This window comes from Streptomyces sp. NPDC001100 (assembly GCF_053598575.1).
Genome location: NZ_JBSFKO010000001.1, coordinates 1 through 21838, shown reverse-complemented (window position 1 = coordinate 21838; position 21838 = coordinate 1). Strand labels below are relative to the sequence as shown.

Below are 21838 nucleotides of genomic sequence, written 5' to 3'. Positions count from 1 at the left end.
GCGCCCTTCTCCGTGGGCACCCTCGACGAGGTGGGGCGGATGCCCTGGCGGGCCAGGAAGCGCCTGCGCGGGGTACGGAAGAGCGGCAGGACTGGGGTTCTGCTGATCGTCGAGATCAGGGAGCCGGTTCGAAGCTTCACCAACAGAGCGGGCGTCGTGTCCATCCGCGAGAACGGCCTGAAGACCTGCTCTCGGGACCGTTTCGCCAAAGCACCGAAATTCGTCGAACTCGCGCCTGGTCTTCACGACATGGAATTCATGGTGATCCGTCTGAGGGCAAGCAGGACCAGCTCGTTCCGGAGAGCCGTGGAGCTGCGGGCGGGCGACGTCCTGGTCGCGTTGTGCGATCCGGTGCAGCCGAACACCTTCTACAGGAAGAGCCGGCCTGCGGACTCGTGGTTCGTCGGGATCCTTTCACCGGTCGAGGACGTGTCCGATTCGTTCAAGACCCGCCGCCCGCCCCCGCCTACCGTGGCCCCATGACTCCACGATTCGACGCGATCGGCCTGGTCGTCTCCGACATGGCCGCCTCTGTCGCCTTCTACCGTCGGCTCGGGTTCGGCTTCCCCGAGGGTGCCGAGGACCAGCCGCATGCCGAGGCCCAACTACCCGGTGGGCTGCGGCTGTTGCTGGACACGGAGGACACCGTCCGCTCGTTCCACGCGGGTTGGCGGCCGCCCACCGGGGGCAGTGGCCGGGCCGCGCTCGCCCTGCTCTGCGACGACCCCGCCGAAGTCGACCATGTCTACGAGGAGTTGGTCGGTGCCGGGCACCACGGCGAGCTCAAGCCGTGGGACGCGTTCTGGGGGCAGCGGTATGCCGTCGTGCACGATCCCGACGGCAACGGGGTCGATCTCTTCGCGCCGCTGAACCCTGCCTAGCCGGTCCGGCCGAGCAGCTCCCCCAGCGGCATCCCGGCGAACTCCTTGACGTCCCGGGCGAGATGGGCCTGGTCCGCGTAGCCGGACCGCGCCGCCGTCTCCGCGAAGGGGACTCCGGCGCGGGCCAGTGCGAGGGCGCGCCGGAGGCGCAGCACCCGGGCGAGCGTCTTGGGGCCGTAGCCGAAGGCGGCCAGCGAGCGGCGGTGCAACTGGCGTGCGCCGAGGCCGAGTTCGTCGGCGGTGGCGGCGACGGGGCGGCCGCTGTCGAGGGCCGTCACGAGGTGTCGTAGAAGTGGATCGGGTGGGGGTGTCTCGGTGGCGCGGTGCAGGGCCAGGTCCTCCAGGGCGGTCGCCGGGTCGGGGGCCGCGGCGAGGCGGGCGTGCAGACGCCGTACCGTCGCGGCGGGCCAGAGGTCGGTGAGGTCGACGCGGCGGTCGCGGAGTTCGTGTGCGGGGACGCCCAGGTAGGTGGGGGCGGTGCCGGGGGCGAAGCGGAGGCCGGCCCAGTGGGCGGGTTCGGTCCCGGGGACGTACGCGCGGGTGTCGGGGCCGGCGACCAGCAGGCGCCCCTCGTTCCAGAGGAGGTCCATGCAACCGTCGGGCAGGACGGGGTGGACCGGGGTCGAGACGGGGTTCTCCATGGTGCGGGTCCACACCACCGCGCCCGGCAGTCGCGATGCCCTCTCCGCGTACACACCGGCCAGGCTACGCCGACGGCGTCCGGTGCTCCTGCGGGCTGACGCCGTAGACCCGTTTGAAGGCGCTGGACAGCGCGAACGCGCTGCCGTAGCCCACGTCCCTCGCGATCGCGGCGATCGTGTCGTCCGTGTCGCGGAGGCGGTCCGCGGCGAGGGCGAGGCGCCAGGCGGTGAGGTAGGACATCGGGGGTTCGCCGACGAGGTCGGTGAAGCGGCGGGCCAGGGCCGCGCGGGAGACGGCGGCCCTGGCGGCCAGGGAGGCCACCGTCCATGGGTGGGCGGGGTCGTCCTGGAGGAGGCGCAGAGCTCTGCCGACCACCGGGTCCGCGAGCGCTCGGTACCAGGCAGGGGCCTCCGCCTCGGGGCGGGAGAACCAGGCCCTCAGGGCGGCGATGACCAGGAGGTCCAGGAGGCGGTCCAGGACGACCTCCTGGGCGGGTTCGTCGCGGACGATCTCCTCCATGAGGAGGGGCGTGAGCGGGCACTCCCAGACCTCGGAGGGGAGCGAGAGCAGGGGTGGCAGGGCGTCCAGGAGGCGGCCGTTGATCTCGCCGCGCATGAGGTACGTGCCGATGAGCATGACCGTGGAGCCGTCGAGGCGGTCGCCCCAGGTGCGGACGCCGAGGTCCATCGAGCCCTTGAGGGACGTGCCGTCGGGGTAGCTGCACTCGCCGCCGGGCAGGATCAGCGCCTGCGGGGGCGTGTCCGGGGCGTCACCGCAGGTGTACGGGGCGGGGCCGCGCACGATCGCGAGGTCGCCGGCCCTCAGACGTATCCGCTCGCCCGTCTCGGGAGTGATGCAGGCGTCGCCGCGGACCATGAGCACGACCGTCAGCGGGGCGCGGTCCTCGATGCGCAGGGCCCACGGCGGGTCGAAGCACGCGCGGATCATGAAGGCGCCACGCGCGCGTGGACCCTCCAGCAGGCCTGACAGGGCGTCCATGCGGCCAGCGTAGACGCGCGCTTATGGGAATGAGCCGTTCAGCGATGGTCCGTGCTCGGGCACGGGCGTTGACTGGACTGCATGACAGCGAACGCACGGGACATGACGTTGGTGGTGACGGGCGCCTCGGGTCGTACGGGGCGCCGGGTGGCGGAGGCCGCGCGGGCCGCGGGGCTGACCGTACGGGCGGCCTCGCGGGCGCAGGGCTTCGACTGGGCGGACCGGTCCACGTGGGCGGACACCCTGCGGGGCGCCGATGCCGCGTACCTGGTGTATCCCTCGGACGTCGGGGCGCCGGACGCGCCCGGCGCGGTGGGGATGTTCGCGCGCGAGGCGGTCGGCCTCGGCGTACGGCGGCTGGTGCTGCTGTCCTCGCGGGGCGAGGAGCGGGCGCGGCCGACCGAGGAGGCGCTGCGCGGGTCGGGGGCGGACTGGACGGTCGTCCGGGCGGCGTGGTTCGCGCAGAACTTCAGCGAGGGGCCGCTGGTGGCGGGGCTGCGGGAGAGCGGGGAGCTGGTGTTTCCGGCCGGTGAGGTGCGGGAGCCGTTCGTCGACGTGCGGGACATCGCGGACGTGGTGGTGGCCGCGGTGACCGCCGGGGACCGGTATGCCGGGCAGGCGGTCACGGTGTCCGGGCCGCGGTTGCTGACCTTCGGGGAGGCGGTCGCGGAGATCTCGGCGGCTGCGGGGCGGGAGTTGACGTACCGGGCGGTGTCGGCCCGTCAGTACGGCGACGATCTGGCCGGGTTCGGTGTGCCGGACGGGGAGGTCGAGTTCCTGGTGGAGCTGTTCGAGTCGCTGCTCGACGGGCGCAACTCGTATCTCTCGGACGGGGTTCAGCAGGTGCTGGGGCGCGAGCCGCGCGACTTCGCGGAGTTCGCGCGGGACGCCGGCGCGGCGGGCGTCTGGAAGGCCGGTTCGTAGCCCGCGGGTTCGTCGTGGCTGGTCGCGCCCGCGCGGCGGAGCCGCACATCGATACAGCCCCGCGCCCCTTTGGGGCGCGCCTTACTTGCCCGGCGGTTGAGAGTCCCCTGTCCCCTTGTGGGTGCTCTTCACATGCGTGCGCAGCCTGGACGTGACGTCCTCCGGGGGCAGGAAGCGGGACCAGCGTTCCGGGAACTCGGAGGGCATGTCGCCGTCGTCGGGGTCGTCGAAGTCCTCGTCGTCCTCGCCGCCGTGGGTGCGGGCGGCGGCCATGCGGGCGACGTACTCGGCGGCCTGCTCCTCGTGTCGGCGTTCGTTGGCGGCGCGGGCCGCGGCCGTCGCGGCGGCCGGCCAGACCCGGTCGATGGCCGCGTTGACGGCGGCCCCGACGAGGACGGCGAACGCGGACACGCCGATCCACAGCAGGACGGCGACGGGCGCGGCGAGGGAGCCGTAGATGGTGGGGCCCTCGACCGTGCCGGTGAGGTAGATGCGCAGGAGGTAGCTGCCGAGGACCCACATGGCGAGGGCGACCAGGGAGCCGGGCACGTCCTCGATCCACGGGGAGCGGACGGGGACGGAGACGTGGTACAGCGTCGTGAGGAAGACGACGGACAGGACGATGACGACGGGCCAGTACAGGACCTGTACGACCGTCTCCGACCAGGGCACCACGTTCACCACGGCGTCCGGTCCGGCGACCATGAGGGGCAGCGCGATCGAGCCGATCAGCAGGGCCGCGATGAACAGCGCGAAGGACACGATCCGGGTCTTGACGATGCCGCGTACGCCGTCGAGGCCGTACATCACGGTGATGGTGTCGATGAAGACGTTGACCGCGCGGGAGCCCGACCAGAGGGCGAACAGGAAGCCGATGGAGATGACGTCGGGCCGGCCGCCCTTCATCACGTCGTGCAGGATCGGCTGCGCGATCTCGTGGACGCCCTTGTCGGACAGGACGGTGCGGGACGCCTCCAGGATGTTGTTCTCCAGGCCGGCGATGCTGTGGGCGCCGGTCCAGCTGTCGACGTAGCCGAGCAGGCCGATGAGGCTCAGCAGGAGCGGCGGGACGGACAACAGGGTGAAGAACGCGGCCTCGGCCGCGAGGCCCAGGATGCGGTACTCCATGCAGGAGTTGACGGTGTCCTTGACCAGCAGCCAGGCGGTCCTGCGCTTGGAGACGTTCCGGTAGAGGGCACGCGCCCGGTGGAACCGGCCGGCGGGCCGCTCGGGGGTTTCACTTGCTGACTGCACGCCCTAAAGGTATCCGCCGCGCCGGGATGCACTCATCCCCCGGGGGCCTCGGCCGGGACGGAACGTCTGCCGGTCGGCCGTGTCATGCCCGCGCTGGCCGAAACTTTTCGGTCCGAGATTCGAATTGGCATTCGAGATTTTAATGGTTGTTTCGGAGAGCTTCCCGGTGAGGACTTCGGACGTCAATCCTGATTGACCTTGCCGGTACCTCATGAAGTCGAAAAAGCGCCATTGCCCAAAACAGTCTTGACCCGTTCCAGAATGTCCAGAAATAATCCGGACTGCATTCGTTGCGCGCGTTGGGACGACGTCAGCGCACACGACTCGGGGGAATCACATTGGGTCCATGACCGGGACCCCGTCCCAGAAATTCACTTTCACCCCACCCGTTTCGCGTGTGCCGTTTTCGTCTTTGGCGATTTTGGCAATTCAAAGACAATGATCAGCACCAAGGAGCCACGTGGTGGGAAAACCCGGCACCGGCACCGAGACCGTTCTCGCAGAGGTCCTGGCCGGTGTCGTACGCAAGGAAGCAATACCGCTCGACAGTCACTTCTTCGACGACCTGGGCGCCAACTCGCTGGTGATGGCGCACTTCTGCGCCCGGGTCAGGAAACGCGACGACCTCCCGTCGGTCTCGATGCGGGACGTCTACGGCAATCCGACGATCCGCAGTCTCGCGGCGGCACTCGCCGACACCGGCGAGCCTTCCGCGCCGGCCGCCGCAGAGCCTCCGCCGCCCGGCAGCACGGCCCGCTATCTGTTGTGCGGGCTGCTCCAGTTCCTCGTATTCGCGCTCTACTGCGCACTCGCCGGTCTCGTCACCGGGCGCGGCTACGAATGGGTTTCCGGCGGTTCCGGAGTGGTACAGGTTTATCTGCGTTCCGCGATATTCGGCGGCGCGGTGTTCATCGGCGTGTGCACGGTGCCCGTGGTGGCCAAGTGGGTACTCGTCGGCCGCTGGAAGGAGACCGAGTTCCCGGTCTGGAGCCTCGCCTATGTCCGGTTCTGGACGGTCAAGGCGCTGCTGCACGCCAACCCGATGATCCTGTTCGCCGGCAACCCGCTCTACGTCCTCTACCTGCGCGCCCTCGGCGCCCGGATCGGCAAGGGCGTCACGATCCTGTCCCACTCCGTCCCGGTCTGCACCGACCTGCTGACCGTCGGAGACGGAACGGTCATCCGCAAGGACTCCTTCTTCCTCTGCTACCAGGCGCACGCCGGCCGTATCCGCACCGGCCGGGTCACGCTCGGAAGCGGGGTGTACGTCGGTGAGAAGACGGTCCTCGACATCGGCACGGTCATGGGCGACGGCGCCCAGCTCGGCCACTCCTCCGCCCTGTACGACGAGGCGCGGGTCCCGGCGGGCGGGCGTGTGCACGGCTCGCCGGCGGTGGCCACGGACGTCGACTACGTCCGCGTCCCTGCCGCCGACTGTTCCACGGCGCGCCGCTTCGGCTACGGCCTGGCCGCGCTCCTGCAGATGCTGGTGGTCTACGTCCCGCTCGCGCTCGGCGGCACCTACATGGTGCTGACGGTGGTGCCGGCCCTCGGCCACCTGCTGGACCCGAACACGAAGGACCTCGACTCGGCCGGCTTCTACGGCGAGGCGCTGGGTCTGTCGCTCGTGGCGTTCGTCGCCTTCGTGGTGCTCGGCTTCGCCTCCGTGTCCCTGCTGCCGAGGCTGCTCAGGCCGCTGCTGCGCCCCGACCGGGTGTATCCGCTGTACGGCTTCCACTACTCGGTGCAGCGTGCGGTGGCCCGGCTGACCAACCTGAAGTTCTTCAAGTGGCTGTGCGGCGACAGCTCGTACATCGTCGGCTATCTGAAGGCCATCGGCTACGACCTCGGCGAGGTGGAGCAGACCGGCTCCAACTTCGGTACGGAGGTGCAGCACGAGACGCCGTATCTGGCCAGTGTGGGAAGCGGCACGATGGTCGCGGACGGTCTGTCGATCGTCAACGCGGACTTCTCCAGTACGTCGTTCCGGCTGTCGCACGCCTCGATCGGGCCGCGCAACTTCCTGGGCAACAACATCGCCTACCCCTCCGGGGGCCGTACCGGCGACAACTGCCTGCTCGCCACGAAGGTGATGGTGCCGATCGACGGCGAAGTCCGGGAGGGCGTGGGCCTGTTGGGCTCGCCGTGCTTCGAGATCCCGCGCTCGGTGGAGCGGGACAGCCGCTTCGACCATCTGCGCGAGGGCGACGAGCTGAAGCGCCGGCTGACCCTGAAGAACCGCGCCAACCTGCGCTCGATGGGCCTGTATCTGTTCGTGCGCTGGCTGCACTGGTTCGTGCTGACCGTCCTCGGCTTCGCCGCAGTCGACCTGTACGGGGGCGAGGGCGTCGGCGGGGGACTGCTGATCGGCGCGTCCCTGATGCTCGGGCTCGGCTTCACCGCCGGGTACTACGTGCTGGTGGAGCGCCTGGTCGGCGGATTCCGGCCGCTGGAGGCCAAGTTGTGCTCGATCTACGACCCGTACTTCTGGTGGCACGAGCGGCTGTGGAAGGTGCCGGACCACTACATCCAGGTGTTCAACGGGACGCCGTTCAAGAACCTGATCTGGCGGCTGCTGGGCGTCCGCATGGGCCGGCGGGTCTTCGACGACGGCGCCTACATCACCGAGCGCACGCTCACCGCGATCGGCGACGACTGCACGCTGTCGGCGCACACCAAGGTGCAGTCCCACTCGCAGGAGGACGGCACGTTCAAGTCCGAGCTCATCACCATCGGCAACGGCTGCACCCTCGGGGTGGGTGCGCTCGTGCACTACGGGGTGTCGATGGGTGACGGGGCCGTACTCGCGGCCGACTCGTTCCTGATGAAGGGCGAGGAGATGCCCGCGCTGTCGCGGTGGGGCGGGAATCCGGCGGTGGCCCAGCGCGGCGCCGTCGTGCACATGACTCCCTGACGGCGTGGCCGCAGGGGGAAGGAAACAGGGGGGAAGAGAACGATGGAGATCATTCCGCGGTGGACGCTCGCTCCGGTGCCCGGTGTGGCGGAGTACGAAGTGTCCCTGCCCGAAGGGCTGTTGATCGAGCCCGCCGCTGTGAAGGCCGCCCATGCGACGGTGCTCGCCGCGCTCTCCGGGGAGAGCGTCGAGGAGGACCCGGCGCTGCAGGTGAGCGTCACGGGCCGCACGCTGCGACTGAGGTACCGCACCGACGTCCTGGACGCCGAGGCCGCCGCCCGCATCGCGGGCTACCACGTCACGGTCCTCGCCGACCCGAAGCGGACGAGCCTGCTGTCCGAGGCCGAAGTCCGTTTCCAGCTGCAGGAGTTGGCGGGACCCCGGCGCGAACTGCCGGACCGGCGGGTGCACGAGCTGTTCGAGGACATGGTGGAGGTGTGCCCGGACGCGGTCGCCGCCGTGCAGGGCGACCGGCAGTGGACCTACCGGGAGCTCAACTCCCGGGCGAACCAGCTGAGTCGGGCGCTGCTGACCCGCGGCCTGACCCGCGAGGGTGTCGTCGCCGTGGTGCTGGAGCGGAACCTCGACTGGATGGCCGCCGTACTGGCCGTGTTCAAGGCGGGCGGGGTCTATCTGCCCGTCGAGCCGCACTTCCCGGCCGATCGCGTGGCGCGGGTGCTGGAGCGCGCCGGATGCGAGCTGGTGCTGACCGAGCACGGCAGCGACCGTTCGCTGGACGCGCCGGGCCGCACCCTCTACGTGGACGAGGCCTACGCCGAGGGACACGCGGACGGGAACCCCGGGATCGAGGTCTCGCCGGGTCAACTCGCCTACATCTACTTCACGTCGGGCTCCACGGGTGAGCCCAAGGGCGCGATGTGCGAGCACGCGGGGTTCCTCAACCACGTCTTCGCCAAGCTGGACGACCTGGGGATCGGGGCCGGTCAGGTGGTCGCGCAGACCGCCCCCCAGTGCTTCGACATCTCGCTGTGGCAGCTGGTCTGCGCGCCGCTCGTGGGCGGGCGGACGCTGCTGGTGGAGCAGGACGCGATCCTGGACGTGCCGCGGTTCGCCGACACGATCGAGGCGGGCCGGGTCAATGTGCTCCAGGTCGTGCCGTCGTACCTGGAGGCCGTACTGGCCGAGTTGGAGCGGCAGCCGCGCCAACTCCCGGACCTGCGCTGTGTGTCGGTCACCGGGGAGGCCGTGAAGAAGGAGCTCGTGGAGCGCTGGTTCGCGGCGCGGCCCGGGGTGCGGCTGGTCAACGCCTATGGCCTGACCGAGACGTCGGACGACACCAACCACGAGGTCATGGACCGGGCGCCGGACGGACCCCGGGTCCCGCTCGGCCGTCCGGTGGGCAATGTGCGGGTGTACGTCGTCGACGAGGACCTGGTGCCGGTGCCGCTGGGGGCGCCCGGCGAGATCGTGTTCTCCGGTGTGTGCGTGGGCCGGGGGTACGTCAACGACCCCGAGCGCACTGCGGCGGCGTTCACCGAGGACCCGTACCGGCCCGGTGAGCGGCTGTACCGCAGCGGCGACCACGGGCGCTGGCGTCCCGACGGCAAGCTGGAGTTCCTGGGGCGCCGGGACAGCCAGGTGAAGATCCGCGGCTTCCGCATCGAGATCGGCGAGATCGAGAACGCGCTGCTGCGGGTGGACGGGGTCAGGGACGGCGCGGTGGTCGTCGTACGCGGGACGCAGCTGGTGGCGTTCTGCACGGGTGCGCGGCCCGTCGAGGCCGACGCGGTGCGGGCACGGCTCGCCGAGTCGCTGCCCGCGTACATGGTGCCGTCGGTCGTGCACTGGCGGGCGTCGCTGCCGCTGACCGCCAACGGCAAGACCGACCGCCGGACGCTCACCGCGCTCGCCGGTGACCTGGACGCGGTCGGCGAGGGGCCCGGCACGCCCGCCGAGCGCCGGCTGGCCGACGCCTGGGCGGCGGTGCTGGGCATCCCGGCCGAGCGGATCGGCCGCCAGGACCACTTCTTCGACCGGGGCGGCACCTCGCTGGCCGCGGTGAAGCTGGCGGTCGCCCTCGACCGCGCGATCAGCCTCAAGGACGTCAACCGACACCCGGTCCTCGCGGACCTGGCCGGACTGCTGGAACCGCCGGTCTCCTCCTGAGACCCGCCGCACCCCCGGCCGAACGATCGACAGCACCACCGAAAGGAACACCGAGATGTCGCTCTCATCCGCGACCCTTCTCCACGCCGTCACCCTGAGCCCGGACGCTCCGCCGCTGCTGCACGCCGACGCCGGCGCGGACCCGGTCGGCTGGGCCGACAGGCACCGTACGGCGCTCCGAGCCGTCGTCGCCGAGCACGGCTGCGTCCTGGTCCGCGGCCTCGGGCTGACCGACCCGGCCGGGACCGAGACCGTCTTCCGGCGGCTCACCGACTCCCTGATGGCCGACCGGGAGCCGTTCGCGCCGCGCCGCACGTACGCGGAGGGCGTGTACTCCGCCACCAAGTGGCCGACCGACCAGCCGATGTGCCTGCACCACGAGTCGAGTTACGCGCTGGACTTCCCCGGACTGCTGCTCTTCGCCTGCCTGGACGCGCCGACCGAGGGCGGAGCGACCCCGGTCGCCGACGCCGATGCCGTCCTGACCTCGCTGCCCACCACGCTGGTGGACCGCTTCGAGCGTGAGGGCTGGCTGCTGACCCGGACCTACCACGAGGAGATCGGGGCGTCGGTCGCCGAGGCCTTCGGCACCGAGGACCGGGGCGTCGTGGAGCGCTACTGCCGGGCCCAGGGCATCGACTTCGCCTGGCAGTCCGACGGTTCGCTGCACACCCGGCAGCACCGCGCCGCCGTGCTCCGCCACCCGGTCACCGGCCGCCGCTGCTGGTTCAACCAGATCGCGTTCCTGAACGAGTGGACGATGGAGCCCGAGGTCCGCGAGTACCTGATCGACGTCTACGGCGCCGACGCGCTGCCTTTCAACACCCGCTTCGGGAACGGCGATCCGGTCGACGCGGACATCGTGTCGGCCATCAACGGGGCCTACGACGCACACGTCCGGCGCACGCCGTGGAACTCCGGGGACCTCCTGCTGGTGGACAACATCCGTACCGCACACGGCCGGGACCCCTTCGAGGGCCCTCGCGAGGTGCTCGCCGGACTCGGCGACCCGGTACGGCTCACGGACTGCGCGCCGACGGGAGGGGTGAGGGCGGCATGAGCGACCTCGACACGGACTTCGACACACCCTCGTTCGCGGTGATCAGCGGCGAACAGGTCCAACAGGCCCTCGCCGGGCGGGAGTCGGAGATCCGCGACCTCGTGGAGGCCACCTACCGGCTGCACGGCGCGGGTGACTCCGTGAACCCGCCGTCGTACTTCCTGCGCTTCCCGGACCGCCCCTCGTCCCGCATCATCGCGCTGCCCGCGTCGCTGGGCGGACCGCTGCGGGTGGACGGCCTCAAGTGGATCTCCAGTTTCCCGGGGAACACCGGCTCGGGGCTGCCCAGGGCCTCGGCGGTGCTGATCCTCAACGACCCCGACACCGGCTATCCGTACGCCTGTCTGGAGAGTTCGGTGATCAGCGCGACGCGTACGGCGAGTTCGGCGGCGCTGGCGGCCGAGAAGCTCAGCCGGGGGCGGGCGCGTCCGCTGCGGGTCGGGTTCGTCGGGACCGGTCTGATCGCCCGCTACATCCACACCCATCTCCGGGCCACCGGCTGGGAGTTCGAGGAGACGGGCGTCCACGACCTGTCCGCGGACAGCGCGGAGGGGTTCCGGGGATACCTGGAACGGTCGGGCGCGCAGGGCCGGATCACCGTGCACGACAAGGCCGAAGGGCTCGTCCGCTCCAGCGACCTGCTGGTCTTCGCGACGATCGCCGGCTCGCCGCACATCCACGATCCGGCCTGGTTCGACCACCATCCGCTGGTCCTCCACGTGTCGTTGCGGGACCTCGACCCGGCGATCCTGCTCGCGTCCGCGAACTTCGTGGACGACGTCGAGCACTGTCTCAAGGCCGACACCTCACCGCATCTGGCCGAACAGGCCACCGGCGGCCGGGAGTTCATCGACGGCACGCTGGACGACGTGCTGACCGGGCGAGTGAGCGCACCGGCGGACCGCACCGTGGTGTTCTCGCCCTTCGGCCTGGGGGTGCTGGACCTCGCGGTCGGCAGGTTCGTCCATGACGAAGTGGCTCGACGGGGCGAACTGCGCGTCGTCGACGGGTTCTTCCACGAGCTGCGCCGGTACGGCTGACGGCGATCGTGGCGCACCACTAGGGGGAAATACATGGCTGTGATCTCCGATCCCTCGGAGTTCAACGAGGACGAGCTCTACGTCGATCTGCGGGCCTCGCTGGGGCTGCCGCTCTATCTGAAATGCGAGGGGTTCAACTTCGCCGGCTCGATCAAACTGAAGGCCGCCACCGAGATGGTGGACGCCGCCGAGCGGGACGGCGTCCTGCGGCCCGGCTCGGTGCTGGTCGAGTCCTCGTCCGGGAACCTGGGGGTGGCCCTGAGCGTGATCGCGGCGAGCCGCGGCTACGGGTTTCTCTGTGTGACCGACAGACGGTGCAACCTGCCGACGGTGCGGCTGATGGAGACGCTGGGCAGCCGGGTCCACATCATCGACCAGGCGGACGGACACGGCGGCTTCCTGGGCGCCCGGATCGCGTACGTGCGCGCGCTGTGCGCCTCGGACGAGCGGTACGTATGGCTCAACCAGTACACCAACCAAGGGAATTGGCGGGCGCACTACCGCACCACGGCACCCGCCATCGCCCGCCGGTTCCCGCAGCTCGACGTGCTGTTCGTGGGGGCCGGCACCACCGGGACCCTGATGGGCTGCGCGCGCTGGTTCTGGCAGTGGCGGCGCCGGGTGCGCATCGTCGCCGTGGACGCCGTCGGCTCGGTCACCTTCGGCGGGGAGGCGGGGCCCCGGATGATCCCGGGGCTCGGCACCAGCGTGGGCTCGCCCTTCCTCGACGAGTCGTACGTCGACGACGTGATCCATGTCGAGGAGGCGGACACGGTGCAGACCTGCCGCCGACTGGCCGCGCGGGGCTTCCTGTTCGGCGGGTCCACCGGCACGGTCGTCAGCGGGGCAGGACAGTGGCTCGCCCGGAACGGCTGGCCGGACCGACGGCACGGCCCGACCGCGGTGGCGATCGCCCCTGACCTGGGCGAACGCTATCTGGACACTGTGTACCGCACGGGCTGGCTGGAGGAGGAGGCGGCCGGGACCGAGATACTGGCGGCCATGTCACAGTCGGCCTGACGGCGGCGGTGGTGGCTGTTTCACCGCGGAGATCCGGACCACCGCCGCCCGCCCGGGTAGGTTCCAGCCATGGCACGCAGCACCCACACCGTGACGAACCAGCCTCCCCCACTGACCGGCTACGACGTCTTCACCGCCGACCGCGTCCTGACCTCGGCGATCGAGCGGCACACTCCGCCCGAACTGCTCACCGAGGTGCGGGACGACCTCTCCGCCCTGGGCCGGTCCGCCGGCTCGGCCCAGGTGCAGGAGTGGGGTGCGCAGGCCAACGACAACCCCCCGGGCCTGCGCACCCACGACCGTTTCGGCAACCGGATCGACGAGGTCGAGTTCCATCCGGCCTGGCACCGGCTGCTCGGCAAGGGCGTGGCGGCGGGGCTGACCAATGCCTGGCACCGCCCGGCCGGGCATGTCAGGCGGGCCGCCGGTTTCCTGGTCTGGACACAGGTCGAGGCCGGCAACGGCTGTCCGCTGTCGATGACCCACGCGGCGGTGCCCGCCCTGCGCGCCGACCCCGCGCTCGCCGCCGAGTGGGAGCCCCGGCTGACGTCCATGGTCTACGACCGTGAGCTGCGGCCCGCCCACCTGAAGGCCGGGGCGGTCTTCGGGATGGGCATGACGGAGAAGCAGGGCGGCAGCGACGTCCGCGCCAACACGACGGCGGCGCGACCGCTCGCCGAGGACGGGACCTACGAGCTGACCGGCCACAAGTGGTTCTGCTCGGCGCCCATGTCCGACGGTTTCCTCGTGCTGGCGCAGGCGCCCGCCGGGCTCACCTGCTTCCTCGTCCCACGGGTGCTGGCCGACGGCACTCGCAATGTGTTCCTCCTCCAGCGCCTCAAGGACAAGCTGGGCAACCGGTCGAACGCCTCCGCCGAGGTCGAGTTCGACGGGACCTGGGCGCGCCGGGTCGGGGACGAGGGGGCCGGGGTGCGGACCATCATCGGGATGGTCGCCGCGACCCGGCTCGACTGCGTGCTCGGCTCGGCCGGCCTGATGCGGCAGGCCGTCGCCCAGGCCGTCCACCACACCGCCCACCGCGAGGCGTTCGGCGGCAGGCTCCTCGACAAGCCGCTGATGCGCAACGTGCTGGCGGACCTCGCCCTGGAGTCGGAGGCGGCGACCACGCTCGGACTCAGACTCGCGGCGGCCTACGACGACGGAGGTGAACAGGAGCTGGCGTTCCTGCGGTTGGCGGTGCCGGCCGCCAAGTACTGGGTGACCAAACGCTGTTCGACTGTCGCGGTCGAGGCGGCCGAGTGCCTGGGCGGCAACGGCTACGTGGAGGAGTCCGGACTGCCGCGCCTGGTACGGGAGTCACCACTCAACTCGGTCTGGGAGGGCGCCGGGAACATCCAGGCCCTGGACGTACTGCGGGCGTTGCGGCGCGAGCCGCAGGCACTGAACGCCTTCCTGGTCGAGGTCGGCCGGGTGCGCGGCGCCGATCACCGACTGGACGGGGCGATGAAGGACCTGCTCGTCGAACTCGCCGACCTGGAGGGCATCGAGGGCCGCGCCCGGCGCCTGGTCGAGCGGATCGCCCTCGTACTCCAGGGCGCTCTGCTCGTCCAGTACGCGCCGCCGGAGGTCGCCGACGCGTTCTGCGCGTCCCGGCTGGGCGGCGACTGGGGTGCCACCTTCGGCACCCTGCCGCCGAGCCTGGACCTGACGTCGATCGTGGAACGCGCCCGGCCGACAGCCTGAACGGCACCGGCACAACGCGAGGGTGGTGCTGCGCCGACACGGCACCACCCTCGCAGCGTGGGACAAGTTTCAGACACCGTGCGGCCGTTCACCAGGGTTGCAGAGGGTTGCAACTTGGTGGCCACTGTGTCCGGAGTGTCTCCCTCCGTCACCGCGGGGCGGCACTATGAGAACATCAGTCGATACGGGACCGGAGAGAAGGACCCATGGTGAACCCGCCGGCCGCCCCGACACGGCACACCACCGCCGACGCGGCCCGGACGGCACGGATGCTCGGCGACGCCCGCCGCACCACACTCTCCGGACAGCGCGCCCGCACCCCACCGCGCCCGGTGATCGAGGAGTCCTGGGAGCGCGCGTTACGCGGCGGGACCCACCCCGACCACGATCTGCGCACCGGACTGCTCTCCCGCGAGGAGGTCGAACGGCGGCGCGGCGCAAGCCCGTTGCGGCATGTCCTGCCGGTGCTGCGGGAGGGCCTGGTCTCGGTCGCGGACGCCGCCCACCACATCGTGCTGATCGCGGACGACGAGGGCCGGGCGCTGTGGCGCGAGGGCAGCGCGGCCGTGCTGCGCAAGGCCGACGAGGTCGGCATCGAGGTCGGCACCGACTGGCGCGAGGAGGTCATCGGCCCGAACGGCGTGGGCACCCCGGCGGTCGTACGACGGCCCGTGCAGGTCTTCGCCTCCGAGCATCTCTCGCGCGCACTGACCGCGTTCACCTGCGCGGGCGCCCCGATCACCGACCCCAGGGACGGCCGGCTGATCGGTGTCGTCGATGTCAGCGGTCCGCTGGAGACCCTGCATCCGGCGACCCTCGCCTGGGTCGACTCGGTGGCCAAACTCGCCGAGGCTCGGCTGCGCGAGCTGCACATGACCTCGCTGGAGCGGCTGCGCGCGGTGGCCGCGCCGATCCTGCCGCGGCTCGACGGCCAGGCCCTGGTGGTGGACCGGGACGGCTGGACCGCCGCGGTCACCGGAATGCCGTATGTGAAGCGGATCGCGTTGCCCAAGTCGCCCTCGGCGGGCCGTCGTTGGCTGCCCTCGCTCGGGCTGTGCTCGCTGGAGCCGCTGGCCGGGGGCTGGTTGGTCCGCGTCGCCGACGAACCGGGGCCGCGCGCCGCCACCCGGATCGTCCTCGATCTCGCGCTGCCGCGCCGCTGGTCGGTGACGGTGTCCGGCTGCGCAGGCTCCTGGACCCACGAACTGAGCCCCCGGCACGCCGAGTTGCTCTACCTCCTGGCCCTGCACCGCACCGGCCGCAGTGCGGCGGGCCTGGCCGAGGACATGTTCGGCGACCCGGGCCGCACGGTGACGGTGCGCGCCGAGATGTCCCGGGTACGGCGCTATCTCGGGGCGTTCCTGGAGCACCGGCCGTACCGCTTCTGCGAGGACGCCGAGGTCGAGGTGCTGCTCCCGGACGACCCGCGGGAGTTGCTGCCGTACTCGACGGCACCGGCGGTCGCCAAGGGGCGGAGGCCGGTCCCGGCGCCGTAGCGGACAGGTGGCGCAAAAGACACGTCGGAAGGCATCTTCCGCATAATTGCAGGGTCTTGCCCATGGGGCGGCCTTGACTGCCGTAGCATCCCTTTACGGGCCACCCCACCTGCTCCCTGGTCAACGCACGGATCACCAGGCGCAGTTGGCTCGCTCCGGGAGGACACTTATGGGTGCACGTGGGCGACATCGCCGGCGCAAGCGGGGCAGGGCGCTGCGTGCGGCGCTGGCCGGGGCCGCGCTCGGCCTCACCGCCGCCGCGACGATGATCAGTGCCTCGCAGGCGACGGTCGGTTCCGATCCCGGGGCGCTGAAGCCGCTCACCTCGGCTTCCGAGCTGGGGAAGTCGGAGCTGCGGGAGAACCTTGAGCCGCAGCGGTCACTGGACCGGCTCGCCTCCGCGATGGGGCGTCCGGTGGGCGTCGACACGGTGCTGAAGAGCGCCGACCACACTCTCCGCGGAGCCGCCGACTGCACGGCCGACGAGAAGGCGGCACTGCCCGTCGAACCGGCGGCCACCCGGGCGTACTGCTGGGACAGCGGTGACGCGGCCGACCCGGCGTGGACACCCCGCTCGGTGACCACCTCGGGCGACGCCGACGAGGACGGCTGGTGGGGCTCGAACCGGGTGATCCTCTCCGGCTGGAGCGCGAACAGCCGCGGCCTGGCCAAGGTCGCCTTCGTGAACGCCGACGACCCCACCGATCTCACCTACACCTGGGCCCTCCTCGCCGTACCGACCGACGGCGGGCGCGACTACCGCGGGCTCGTCTCCAAGATCTCCGGCATGGTCTGGTACCAGGACAAGCTCCTGGTCACCACCAGCGGCGGGAACCGCGACGCGCTGTACGTGTACGACATGAACCGCATCCAGCGCGCCACGGTGACCGCCTCCGCGGTCGGCCGGGTGCGCGAGGGCTGGTCGGCCGCCGGGTACCGGTACGTGCTGCCCGCGATCGGGTCGTACCGGCTGACCGGCGACAGCTCCGCCACGGGACCCGTCGGACTCTCGCTGGACCGCAGCACGGTGCCGGACAGTCTGGTCGCGAGCGGCGGGAAGCGGCTGTGGCGCTACCCCTTCAGCCTGGACCCGGCGCGGCCGGGGCTGCTCGCCACCGACTCGGCGGGGCTCGCGGCGCCCGAGGAGGCGTACGCGACGAAGGTTCCCGGCGTCGAGGGCGTGCTCTCGTACGGGTCCGCCTGGTATCTGGGCGGCGCGGCCGGGGAGCAGAGCGGGCACGGCTCGCTGTGGCGGCAGAACGCGAAGGACGCGCGAGCCACCGAGTGCGGGGCCGACGAGACGCACCAGTGCTGGAGCGCACAGCCCGACTCGCTCTCCTACTGGCAGGAAACGGGCGAGGTCTGGTCGGTGTCCGGCCGGATGCTGTTCGCACTGCCGCTGACCTCGATCGACCGCTCGCTCGACTGATCCACTGATCGACAGATCCCCCGGCCGGATGATTCCCTGACGGGCATGACGAACACCCCCGTGACCACCTGGTCCCTGGAGCAGACCGACCCGCGCGACCTCCTCCCGGCCATCACGCCGGACGGAGACGTCCGGGTCGTCCGCGCCGAGGTGCCCTCCCCCGAGTTCAGCCGCTTTCTGTACACGTCCGTGGGCGGGGACATCCTCTGGATCGACCGGCTCGGCTGGACGTTCGCGCAGTGGCAGAAGTACCTGGACCGGCCGGGCATGGAGACCTGGGTCGTGTACGACCGGGGCACCCCCGCCGGGTACATAGAACTGGACGCACACGAGGACGCCGTCGTCGAGATCGCCTACTTCGGACTGATCCCCGCCTTCCGCGGCCGACGCCTCGGCGGGCACCTCCTCTCCTACGGCACCGCCCGCGCCTGGGACCTCGCGGAGCGCTGGCCGGGACGGGCGCCCACCGAGCGGGTCTGGGTGCATACCTGCAGCCTGGACGGGGTGCACGCGATGGACAACTACCAGCGCCGGGGCTTCAAGCTCTTCGACACCCAGGTCGAGGAGGTGTCGCTGGTGCCCACTCCGGGCCCGTGGCCCGGGGCCTACCCGGTCTGACCTGCGCCGACAAGACCGCGCGCGCGTCATGTGACTGACGACACCCTCGTCTCACATAGCGGGACCAGGGTGTCCGCATGACGGACGAAGCTGGACTGTGTCCAGATCGCCGTGACACGCTTCCGTCATGTCTGGAACTGGGATTGCCTTGGTGAGTCGGCGGCACGTCGACCTCGGCCGCATGTCCAGCGCCATCTGTCCGGCGGGCTAGCCGAGCCGCACCCCCCGGAATTCCCGTATCTGCCCCACCCTGCGCAAAGACGCGCACGTATGCCCGCATGCGCCCGTACGCGCAGGTCAGAGCCGATCACCCGCCTGTCCCGGAGGACGTAGAACCATGGCCGCCACCCCCGAGAACCCTGCGTCCGCAGCGCCCCGCCGCAAGGTGAGCCGTCACCGCGGTGAGGGTCAGTGGGCCGCCGGACACTTCACTCCGCTCAACGGCAACGAGCAGTTCAAGAAGGACGACGACGGTCTCAATGTACGGACACGTATTGAGACGATCTACTCCAAGCGCGGCTTCGACTCGATCGACCCGAACGACCTCCGCGGCCGTATGCGCTGGTGGGGGCTGTACACCCAGCGCAAGCCCGGGATCGACGGCGGCAAGACCGCGATCCTGGAGCCGGAGGAGCTGGACGACAAGTACTTCATGCTGCGCGTCCGTATCGACGGCGGCCGGCTGACCACGGACCAGCTGCGGGTGATCGGCGAGATCTCGCAGGAGTTCGCCCGCGGCACCGCCGACCTCACCGACCGGCAGAACGTGCAGTACCACTGGATCCGCATCGAGGACGTGCCCGAGATCTGGAACCGCCTCGAAGCGGTCGGTCTCTCCACCACCGAGGCCTGCGGCGACACGCCCCGCACCATCCTCGGCTCGCCCGTCGCCGGTATCGCCGAGGACGAGATCATCGACGGCACCTCGGCGATCGACGAGATCCACCGCCTGTACATCGGCAACAAGGAATTCTCCAACCTGCCGCGCAAGTTCAAGACGGCGATCTCGGGATCCCCGCTCCTCGACGTCGCCCACGAGATCAACGACATCGCGTTCGTCGGCGTCGACCACCCCGAGCACGGCCCCGGTTTCGACCTGTGGGTCGGCGGCGGCCTGTCCACCAACCCGAAGATCGGCGTCCGGCTCGGCGCCTGGGTCCCGCTGGACGAGGTCCCGGACGTGTGGGCCGGCGTGATCGGCATCTTCCGCGACTACGGCTACCGGCGGCTGCGCACCCGTGCCCGCCTGAAGTTCCTGGTCGCCGACTGGGGCCAGGAGAAGTTCCGCCAGGTCCTGGAGGACGAGTACCTCAAGCGCAAGCTCGTCGACGGCCCGGCCCCGGCCCAGCCGGTCCAGCGCTGGCGCGACCACGTCGGCGTCCACCGCCAGAACGACGGCCTGTTCTACGTCGGTTTCGCGCCGCGTGTCGGCCGGGTCGACGGCACCACCCTCACGAAGATCGCCGAGCTGGCGCAGGCGCACGGCTCGGGCCGGCTGCGCACGACGGTCGAGCAGAAGATGATCGTGCTCGACGTGGCGGAAGACCGGATCGACTCGCTGGTGGAAGGCCTGGAGGCGCTCGGCCTCACCGCCAAGCCCTCCCCCTTCCGGCGCGGCACCATGGCCTGCACCGGCATCGAGTACTGCAAGCTCGCGATCGTCGAGACCAAGCAGCGCGGCATCACGCTCATCGACGAACTGGAGCGCCGCATCCCGGAGTTCGACGAGCCGATCACCATCAACATCAACGGCTGCCCGAACGCCTGCGCCCGTATCCAGGTCGCGGACATCGGTCTCAAGGGCCAGTTGGTCCTCAACGACAAGGGCGAGCAGGTCGAGGGCTTCCAGGTGCACCTCGGCGGCGCCCTCGGTCTGGAGGCCGGCTTCGGCCGCAAGGTCCGTGGCCTGAAGGTCACTTCGGAGGAACTGCCCGACTACGTCGAGCGGGTCCTCACCCGGTTCCAGCAGGAGCGCGAGGACGGCGAGCGCTTCGCCACCTGGGCCACGCGCGCCAGCGAGGAGGCCCTCTCATGAGTGAGCGGGCGGCCCCCTTCTACTGCCCCTACTGCGGCGACGAGGACCTGCGTCCCAGCGAGCAGGGCCACGGCGCATGGGAATGCGCGGCATGCAATCGGGCCTTTCAGCTGAAGTTCCTCGGGCTCCTCGCCCGGGGTCTGACGCAGACCGACGCAGGGGGAGAACAGATATGACGACGACTCAGAAAGCGCGCCCCACCGACGACTTGAAGGCCCTCGCCGAGCAGGCGGGGAAGGATCTTGAGGACGCCTCCGCCCTTGAGATCCTCCAGTGGGCGGTGAAGACCTTCGGCAAGCAGTTCTGTGTGACCTCCTCGATGGAGGACGCGGTGGTCGCCCACCTCGCCTCCCGCGCGATGCCCGGTGTCGACGTGGTGTTCCTCGACACCGGCTACCACTTCCCGGAGACCATCGGCACCCGTGACGCGGTCGAGGCCGTGATGGACGTCAACGTCATCACGCTCACCCCGCGCCAGTCGGTCGCCGAGCAGGACGCCGAGTACGGCCCGAAATTGCACGACCGCGACCCCGACCTGTGCTGCAAGCTGCGCAAGGTCCAGCCGCTGGAGCAGGGCCTCACCAAGTACGCGGCCTGGGCGACCGGGCTGCGCCGCGACGAGTCCCCGACCCGGGCGAACACCCCGGTCGTCGGCTGGGACGAGAAGCGCCAGAAGGTGAAGATCTCCCCCATCGCCCGCTGGACCCAGGACGACGTGGACGCCTATGTGGCCGAACACGGCGTCCTCACCAACCCGTTGCTGATGGACGGCTACGCGTCCGTCGGCTGCGCGCCCTGCACCCGCCGGGTCCTCGCGGGCGAGGACGCGCGCGCCGGCCGCTGGGCGGGGCGCGGGAAGACCGAGTGCGGGCTGCACGAATGACCATCACCGAGAAGGAGTTGCACGTGACGACCGGAGCCACCGTCTGGCTCACGGGTCTGCCGAGTGCCGGCAAGACCACCATCGCGTACGAGCTGGCCGGCCGGCTGCGCGAGGAGGGCCACCTCGTCGAGGTGCTCGACGGCGACGAGATCCGCGAGTTCATCTCGGCGGGCCTCGGCTTCAGCCGCGAGGACCGGCACACCAACGTGCAGCGCATCGGCTTCCTCGCCGAACTGCTCGCCCGCAACGGCGTCAAGGCGCTGGTCCCGGTCATCGCGCCGTACGCCGACAGCCGCGAGGCCGTCCGCAAGCGGCACCAGGAGAGCGGCGCCGCCTACATCGAGGTGCATGTGGCGACCCCGGTCGACGTGTGCTCCGTACGCGATGTGAAGGGTCTCTACGCCAAGCAGGCCGCCGGTGAACTGACCGGGCTCACCGGGGTCGACGACCCGTACGAGGAGCCCGAGTCGCCGGACCTGCGGATCGAGTCGCAGCACCAGACCGTGCAGGAGTCGGCAGCCGCACTCCACGCGCTGCTCACCGAGAGGGGACTGGCATGACGGCGACCGTCGCCAAGACCGACGAGGGTACGGACACGCCGTACGCCCTCTCGCACCTGGACGCCCTGGAGTCCGAGGCGGTGCACATCTTCCGTGAGGTGGCGGGTGAGTTCGAGCGGCCGGTGATCCTCTTCTCCGGCGGCAAGGACTCCATCGTCATGCTGCATCTCGCGCTGAAGGCGTTCGCTCCGGCGCCCGTTCCCTTCTCGCTGCTGCACGTGGACACGGGACACAACTTCCCCGAGGTGCTTG

21 protein-coding genes are annotated in these 21838 nt (G+C 70.7%); 18 read left to right on the top strand and 3 right to left on the bottom strand.

The features are described 5' to 3' along the window. The first annotated feature begins 12 nt into the window (after positions 1-12). Both ACWDEW_RS00105 and ACWDEW_RS00100 read left to right on the top strand, forming a co-directional pair. Entirely contained in the window at positions 13-483 is a 471-nt protein-coding gene (locus ACWDEW_RS00105; protein ID WP_450508051.1) for a hypothetical protein, read from the top strand. Continuing rightward, positions 480-881: a VOC family protein gene (locus ACWDEW_RS00100; protein ID WP_450508049.1), complete on the top strand. Its 402-nt coding sequence runs from the start codon at positions 480-482 to the stop codon at positions 879-881. The genes ACWDEW_RS00105 and ACWDEW_RS00100 overlap by 4 nt, the downstream gene beginning before the upstream one ends. On the opposite strand, the gene ACWDEW_RS00095 is transcribed toward ACWDEW_RS00100, so the two are convergent. Then, entirely contained in the window at positions 878-1576 is a 699-nt protein-coding gene (locus ACWDEW_RS00095) for a helix-turn-helix domain-containing protein (RefSeq protein WP_450508047.1), read from the bottom strand. The genes ACWDEW_RS00100 and ACWDEW_RS00095 overlap by 4 nt on opposite strands. Before the next feature lie 10 nt (positions 1577-1586). After that, entirely contained in the window at positions 1587-2522 is a 936-nt protein-coding gene (locus tag ACWDEW_RS00090; RefSeq protein WP_450508045.1) for an AraC family transcriptional regulator, read from the bottom strand. An 81-nt stretch (positions 2523-2603) separates the two neighbouring features. On the opposite strand from ACWDEW_RS00090, the gene ACWDEW_RS00085 reads away from it, so the two are divergent. After that, positions 2604-3446 carry an NmrA family NAD(P)-binding protein gene (locus ACWDEW_RS00085; protein WP_450508043.1) on the top strand — a complete coding sequence of 281 codons (843 nt, stop codon included), beginning with the start codon at positions 2604-2606 and terminating at the stop codon, positions 3444-3446. An 81-nt stretch (positions 3447-3527) separates the two neighbouring features. Here ACWDEW_RS00085 and ACWDEW_RS00080 read toward each other — a convergent pair whose 3' ends face one another. After that, positions 3528-4700 (bottom strand): YihY/virulence factor BrkB family protein, encoded by a 1173-nt coding sequence (locus ACWDEW_RS00080; RefSeq protein ID WP_450508041.1) that lies wholly within the window; start codon positions 4698-4700, stop codon positions 3528-3530. 463 nt (positions 4701-5163) lie between these two features. Between ACWDEW_RS00080 and ACWDEW_RS00075 the strand changes: the two genes are divergently transcribed. The 15 genes from ACWDEW_RS00075 to ACWDEW_RS00005 form a co-directional block, all read left to right on the top strand. Then, positions 5164-7614, top strand: a complete 2451-nt coding sequence (locus ACWDEW_RS00075) for a Pls/PosA family non-ribosomal peptide synthetase (RefSeq protein ID WP_450508039.1) — start codon at positions 5164-5166, stop codon at positions 7612-7614. 42 nt (positions 7615-7656) lie between these two features. Then, positions 7657-9741 carry a non-ribosomal peptide synthetase gene (locus ACWDEW_RS00070; RefSeq protein ID WP_450508037.1) on the top strand — a complete coding sequence of 695 codons (2085 nt, stop codon included), beginning with the start codon at positions 7657-7659 and terminating at the stop codon, positions 9739-9741. A gap of 55 nt (positions 9742-9796) precedes the next feature. Then, a complete protein-coding gene (locus ACWDEW_RS00065; protein WP_450508035.1) occupies positions 9797-10801 on the top strand; it encodes a TauD/TfdA family dioxygenase in 1005 nt (334 codons plus the stop codon). Beyond that, positions 10798-11841 (top strand): 2,3-diaminopropionate biosynthesis protein SbnB, encoded by a 1044-nt coding sequence (gene sbnB, locus ACWDEW_RS00060; protein ID WP_450508033.1) that lies wholly within the window; start codon positions 10798-10800, stop codon positions 11839-11841. The genes ACWDEW_RS00065 and sbnB overlap by 4 nt, the downstream gene beginning before the upstream one ends. 33 nt (positions 11842-11874) lie before the next feature. Further along, positions 11875-12861 (top strand): 2,3-diaminopropionate biosynthesis protein SbnA, encoded by a 987-nt coding sequence (gene sbnA / locus ACWDEW_RS00055; protein WP_450508031.1) that lies wholly within the window; start codon positions 11875-11877, stop codon positions 12859-12861. A gap of 69 nt (positions 12862-12930) precedes the next feature. Further along, positions 12931-14565 carry an acyl-CoA dehydrogenase family protein gene (locus ACWDEW_RS00050; protein WP_450508029.1) on the top strand — a complete coding sequence of 545 codons (1635 nt, stop codon included), beginning with the start codon at positions 12931-12933 and terminating at the stop codon, positions 14563-14565. A gap of 206 nt (positions 14566-14771) precedes the next feature. Beyond that, on the top strand, positions 14772-16061 hold the full coding sequence (locus tag ACWDEW_RS00045; RefSeq protein ID WP_450508027.1) for a GAF domain-containing protein: 1290 nt from the start codon (positions 14772-14774) through the stop codon (positions 16059-16061). Between the two features lie 169 nt (positions 16062-16230). Then, on the top strand, positions 16231-17490 hold the full coding sequence (locus ACWDEW_RS00040; RefSeq protein WP_450508025.1) for a hypothetical protein: 1260 nt from the start codon (positions 16231-16233) through the stop codon (positions 17488-17490). Positions 17491-17535: 45 nt separating this feature from the next. After that, positions 17536-18108 (top strand): GNAT family N-acetyltransferase, encoded by a 573-nt coding sequence (locus tag ACWDEW_RS00035; protein WP_450508024.1) that lies wholly within the window; start codon positions 17536-17538, stop codon positions 18106-18108. A 127-nt stretch (positions 18109-18235) separates the two neighbouring features. After that, on the top strand, positions 18236-18319 hold the full coding sequence (locus ACWDEW_RS00030) for a putative leader peptide (protein WP_309500612.1): 84 nt from the start codon (positions 18236-18238) through the stop codon (positions 18317-18319). A gap of 126 nt (positions 18320-18445) precedes the next feature. After that, positions 18446-20143, top strand: coding sequence for a nitrite/sulfite reductase (locus tag ACWDEW_RS00025; protein ID WP_450508022.1), 1698 nt, complete (start codon positions 18446-18448; stop codon positions 20141-20143). Continuing rightward, complete coding sequence (locus ACWDEW_RS00020; protein WP_450508020.1) at positions 20140-20319, top strand: hypothetical protein; 180 nt, start codon at positions 20140-20142, stop codon at positions 20317-20319. Before ACWDEW_RS00025 ends, ACWDEW_RS00020 begins: the two co-directional genes overlap by 4 nt. Beyond that, the gene (locus ACWDEW_RS00015) at positions 20316-21026 is read left to right on the top strand and encodes a phosphoadenylyl-sulfate reductase (RefSeq protein ID WP_450508019.1); all 711 of its coding nucleotides are present in this window, start codon (positions 20316-20318) and stop codon (positions 21024-21026) included. The genes ACWDEW_RS00020 and ACWDEW_RS00015 overlap by 4 nt, the downstream gene beginning before the upstream one ends. Before the next feature lie 23 nt (positions 21027-21049). Continuing rightward, positions 21050-21586, top strand: coding sequence for an adenylyl-sulfate kinase (cysC, locus tag ACWDEW_RS00010; RefSeq protein ID WP_416958725.1), 537 nt, complete (start codon positions 21050-21052; stop codon positions 21584-21586). Beyond that, a partial coding sequence (locus ACWDEW_RS00005) for a phosphoadenosine phosphosulfate reductase domain-containing protein (RefSeq protein ID WP_450508017.1) occupies positions 21583-21838 on the top strand: 256 nt, incomplete at its 3' end. The genes cysC and ACWDEW_RS00005, both read left to right, overlap by 4 nt.